The organism is Accumulibacter sp. (assembly GCF_023806565.1).
Classification (GTDB): domain Bacteria; phylum Pseudomonadota; class Gammaproteobacteria; order Burkholderiales; family Rhodocyclaceae; genus Accumulibacter.
The window spans coordinates 1-5,045 of record NZ_JAMTDV010000034.1 but is presented as its reverse complement, the minus strand read 5'-3'; the positions used below and the strand labels follow the sequence as shown (position 1 = coordinate 5,045).

The 5,045-nt window shown below is 62.9% G+C and carries 5 protein-coding genes and 1 pseudogene; all 6 read right to left on the bottom strand.

Annotation, left to right across the window (positions count from 1 at the left end; translation table 11 throughout):
* A pseudogene (locus NFV80_RS04375) lies at positions 1–641 on the bottom strand (hypothetical protein); the annotation flags it as partial.
* A 12-nt stretch (positions 642–653) separates the two neighbouring features.
* A complete protein-coding gene (locus NFV80_RS04370) occupies positions 654–1,379 on the bottom strand; it encodes a dinitrogenase iron-molybdenum cofactor biosynthesis protein (protein WP_295329249.1) in 726 nt (241 codons plus the stop codon).
* 17 nt (positions 1,380–1,396) lie between these two features.
* Positions 1,397–1,594: a 4Fe-4S dicluster domain-containing protein gene (locus NFV80_RS04365; RefSeq protein ID WP_295329247.1), complete on the bottom strand. Its 198-nt coding sequence runs from the start codon at positions 1,592–1,594 to the stop codon at positions 1,397–1,399.
* Between the two features lie 23 nt (positions 1,595–1,617).
* On the bottom strand, positions 1,618–1,842 hold the full coding sequence (nifT, locus tag NFV80_RS04360; protein WP_295329244.1) for a putative nitrogen fixation protein NifT: 225 nt from the start codon (positions 1,840–1,842) through the stop codon (positions 1,618–1,620).
* Between the two features lie 64 nt (positions 1,843–1,906).
* Positions 1,907–3,475 carry a nitrogenase molybdenum-iron protein subunit beta gene (gene nifK / locus NFV80_RS04355; protein ID WP_295329241.1) on the bottom strand — a complete coding sequence of 523 codons (1,569 nt, stop codon included), beginning with the start codon at positions 3,473–3,475 and terminating at the stop codon, positions 1,907–1,909.
* Between the two features lie 63 nt (positions 3,476–3,538).
* The gene (gene nifD / locus NFV80_RS04350; protein WP_295329240.1) at positions 3,539–5,032 is read right to left on the bottom strand and encodes a nitrogenase molybdenum-iron protein alpha chain; all 1,494 of its coding nucleotides are present in this window, start codon (positions 5,030–5,032) and stop codon (positions 3,539–3,541) included.
* Positions 5,033–5,045 lie beyond the last annotated feature (13 nt).

The window sequence follows — 5,045 nt, the reverse complement described above, 5'->3', positions numbered from 1 at the left end:
AACTGCGTCGCGGCGCCGGCGCTGCTGGCTTCCCAGGCTTCGACGAATCGATGGATCGGCTGCGCTTCTGCTTTCTGCACGCGCATGCGGGCGAGGAAGTCGGCCATCGGCGTCAACCTGCGCAGGCGCAGGAAGGGCGTGCCGATCGGCTCGCCGGCAGCATGGCAGGCGAAGGACGTTCCGATCGGCTCGATCAACTCCTCGATTCCCGACGGCAGACCTTCCGCTGCGAACAGCGAATGACAAACCACTTCCTGCAGTTCCTCGATCTCGATCTGCACGAAGTCGGTGGCGCCGGACCCCGTGGCGGCGACGAAATAGTGCGTTCGACCGGTAAGGCGCGTCGCCCGCAGTCCCCGCCCGGCGTGGTCGTCGCAGAGCGCAGCCATGTCGTCGTCGTGCGCGGCCAGTTCCTGCTCGGCCCAGGTCTGGATGTTGTCCGAAAGATGGGCGTTGCTCGCATCGACGACGCCGCCCAGGCGATACCAGCCGCCGCGCGACAGGACCTGGCGAAACGTCAGCTCCGGAGCCAGCGCCGCCAGATCCCTGGCGAGCACCGCCGGTCCGGCGCTGGCAGGGACGCGCACGCAGAGTTCGGCGACCTGGCACGACAGATGCTGCCAATGGGAGTCACTATTCATCGCCGGCAGCCATCATGCCTCCCCGGTGGCGAGAGCGGCGGCGAAGGGCGCGAGCGAGCCGGCTTCGACCCCCATGATGCGGGCCAGCCATGGCGGCGGATGGCGCAAGGCCTGCTGCAACTGGGCCAGCGCCTGCCGTGCTTCGCCGCCCGGGTCTCCGCGGTTGGCGACCTTGACCGGATGGACGCCGGCGCGCACGACCTTGGCCGTCGCCGGGCCGCCGATCGACTGGACGTAGACGATCTGGCAGTCATCGATCAGCGCCGCACGTGCGACGTTGCGATCCTCGGCGTGGTCGGCGGCGAGCGTCGGTCGCACGTCGATCAGCCGCACTTCCTCCGGCGACACCTGGTAGACCAGGAAGCGCTCGCAGGACCCGAAGTGACCGTCGAGCCATTGCTCGCGGTTCGAGGCGCAGGCGACGCGGATCGAACCGGGCATGTCGCCTTCGGCGTAGCTTGCCACCGGCGGCAGATCGCGGTTGGCGATGCCTTCGCCCCAGAGCAGGCGAACCGCCTGCTTGAGCTGCTCGCGCGAAACCTCGCTCTCGATCACGTCGTCCCCCTGCAGCAGGAGTTGCAGGTCGGCCACCGTGATGGTGGCGAGTTTCGCCTCGGTCAGTGGCAGCTCCAGTCGCTCGACCAGGGCCGAGACCAGTTCCCGTACCCGCAGGCCACCCAGTTCGCGGGCGGCAAGGGCAACGCGCAGCGCCGCTTCGCGGCTGATCGACTGTGCCATCAGAGCCACCCCGGAAGCTAGAGAAAGACGATGCAGGATTCGCCTGCCGGACAGGCATCGAGGCAGCGCGGCGAATCGAACTCGCCTTCGCATTCGGTGCAGGTGTCGACGTTGATCTTGTACATGCCCGCCTTGCTGGTGATCGAGCTGGTCGGGCAGACCGGCTTGCAGTCGCCACAGGATGTGCATTCGGCCTGGATGATTTTCATTGCCATGAGCTAATTCTCCGTTGCAGGTCCTACTCTGCTGCATCCAGTCGCCTGGCGCGCAGCGAGATCGGGAAACGTGCAGGCAGGGCCTGCGGTTCAATGTAGTAGATGCCACCGTTGTTGAGCCGGATCTCGCCGCCCCACTTGTCGGCACTGTCGTATTCCATCGCAACGATGGCGTCCTCCAGATCGCGTTTCGGCAGGTAGAACGAGTAGGCACCGACGCCCGTCTTGCGGACCATGATGTTGGCCATGGGACTTTCCCTTGCAGTTGGCGACGGGAACGGCGAACGTCCCCGTCTGGCCGGTTCAGCGCACTCAGCGCACCAGATCGAAGTTGTAGTCGGTGGTGGCCATGCCCATCGTTTCGGCGTCAAGATGCTCGAGCACCGCATTGACCAGGGTGGTGACCACCTGCATCGCGCCTTCGTAGCCGAGTGTCGTCTGGCGATGCAGATGGTGACGGTCGAACAGCGGGAATCCGATGCGGATCAGCGGCACCTCGAAGTCCTTGCCCTTGTGCAGGGTGTCACGCTGGATGAACTTGCCGTAGCTGTTGCCGATCAGGAAATCCGGCTTGTCGGTGAAGCACAGTGACCGCAGGTGCCAGAGGTCGAGGCCGATGTAGGCCTTGGCGCTGCCGCCGAAGGGGCTTTCGGCGATCATCTTCTCCATCGCCTTCAGCCAGCGTTTGCTGCCGTTGTGGCTGAGCACGTGTGTCGGCTCGGCGCCGCACTCGAAGAGGATTTTGACCATTCCCATGACGAAGTCTGGATCGCCGTAGAGGGCGAACTTCTTGCCGTGCAGCCAGGCGTGCGAATCGGACATCATGTCGACCAGGCGCCCACGCTCCCTGGCCAGCGATTCTGGAATCGGCTTGCCGGTCAGTTCCGAGACCTTCATCAGCAACTCGTCTGTCCAGTCGACGCCCATCGGGATGTTGAGCCTGGGCACCTCATGGTTCCAGGTGTTCTCGACCAGCTTTTTCGTCTTTTCGAGCTGGTAGGGCTGCAGCAGCACGGTGCTGATCGCGTTCGGCGCATCCTTGATTTCGTCCTGCGTTGTACCGCCGGCGTACATCCGGAACTCGCCGTCGGCGGGCGTGTCGAGAATCTCGGTCGGGTCCGAGAGCAGTGTCGCCTCGACACCCATTTCCGCCATCATCCGCTTGACGACCCGAAAATTGCCCAGGTAGGTCTCGAAGCCGGGAACAAAGTTGAGCTTGCCGTTCTTGCCTGGCGCCTTGTCGGCCATGTGGTTCAGCGTGAACGAGCGCATGATGCCCTCGAACATGTTGTCCCAGCCGGTGACGTGCGAACCGACGAAGGACGGCGTGTGCGCGAAGGGCACCGGGAACTCGTCCGGTACGTGCCCTTCCTTCTTGGCGTTGTTGATGAAGGCATTGAGGTCGTCGCCGATCACCTCGGCCATGCAGGTCGTCGATACCGCGATCATTTCCGGCTTGTAGATGGTGCGCGCGTTCTCGAGGCCGTCGAACATGTTCTTCTGGCCGCCGAAGACCGCGGCGTCTTCGGTCATCGAATCCGAGACGCAGCAGATCGGTTCCTTGAAGTGGCGGTTGAAATAGGTCCGGAAATACGAGACACAGCCTTGCGAGCCATGCACGTAGGGCAGCGTCTTCTCGAAGCCCAGCGCACACAGCACGGCACCGAGGGGCTGGCAGGCCTTGGCCGGATCGACGGTCAGCGCCTCGCGTTTGAAGTTGAGATCCTGATATTCCTGCGTCGTCGTCCAGAGGAAGACCTCCTGCACCTTCTCTGGTGAATGGCGCTCTTCGAACAGTTCCTGCTTGTGCTTCAGCGACGCCCGGTAGTCGTCGTCGCCGAAGAGCGGGTAGCAGGGCTTGATGTCATCTACGGCTTGCATCTTCATCTCCTTTGCCCGCGCCACCCATCTGTGGACGCGGACACAAGTTGAGGGAATCTTCTCTCAGGCGACTTTCTTCAGCTCGCCCGCTTCGGCCGGCCTGACGGCCCCCGGCTGCTTCTTCCACGGCGGCGTCTGCTTGCTCCAGCAGGGGTTGGAAATCGCCATGTCCATGTCGCGGGCGAAGATGGCAAAGCCGTCGTAACCGTGGTACGGACCCGAGTAGTCCCACGAGTGCATCTGGCGAAACGGGATGCCCATCTTCTGGAAGACGTATTTTTCCTTGATGCCGGAACCGACCAGGTCGGGCTTCATGCGCTTGATGAACTCCTCCAGCTCGAAGCCGGTGGCGTCGTCGTAGAGTAGCGTGGCGTTCCCCATTTCCTTGATCGTGCGGTCATAATCGTCGTTGTGAGCGAACTCGTAGCCGGTGCCGATGACCTGCATGCCGAGATCCTCGTAAGCGCCGATGACATGCCGCGGGCGCAGGCCGCCGACGTAGAGCATGACCGTCTTGCCCTGCAGGCGCGGCTTGTACTTGGCGATCACCGCCTCCATCATCGGCTGGTACCTGGCGATCACGCGCTCGGCGCCTTCCTTGATGTGGTCGTCGAACTGCGCGGCGATCGCGCGCAGCGACTCGGCAATCTTGGTCGGGCCGAAGAAGTTGTACTCCAGCCAGGGAATGCCGTACTTCTCCTCCATGTGACGGCTGATGTAGTTCATCGAGCGGTAGCAGTGCAGAAGGTTGAGCTTGACCTTCGGCGTCTTTTCGATTTCTGCCAGGGTGCCGTCGCCGGACCACTGCGAAACCACCCGCAGTCCCATTTCCTCGAGCAGGATGCGCGATGACCAGGCATCACCGCCGATGTTGTAGTCGCCGATGATCGAAACGTCGTAGGGTGTCGCTTCGAAGGCCTGACCGTCGCGATTGTCGAGGACCCAGTCGCGGATCGAATCGTTGGCGATGTGGTGCCCGAGCGACTGCGAAACGCCGCGGAAGCCTTCGCAGCGCACTGGCACGATCGGCTTGTTCATTTCCTTTCCGGCTTTCTTGGCGACCGCTTCGATGTCGTCGCCGATCAGCCCGATCGGGCACTCCGATTGCACGGAAATCCCCTTGTGCAGCGGAAACAGCATCCCGATTTCGCCGATCAGCTTGGCCAGTTTCTTGTCGCCGCCGAAGACGATGTCCTTCTCCTGGAAATCCGAGGTGAAGTTCATGGTGCCGAAAGTGTCCACGCCCGTGGTGCCGACGTAGTAGTTGCGGCGACCGGCGCGCGAATACTGGCCGCAGCCGATCGGGCCGTGCGAGACATGGATCATGTCCTTGATCGGACCCCACACCACGCCCTTGGAACCGGCGTAGGCACAGCCGCGGACGGTCATCACGCCGGGCAGCGACTTGCGGTTGGAAGTGATGCACTTCTTCGATTGTTCGACCGACTGGTCGTTGACCGCCAGGTGCTTGGCGCGGTCCTTGCGGGCCTTGTCGGGATACACCTCGAGCACTTCCTGAATCAGGGCCTCGGTTTCTTCACGTGTCAATTCAGACATCCTGCTTCTCCTT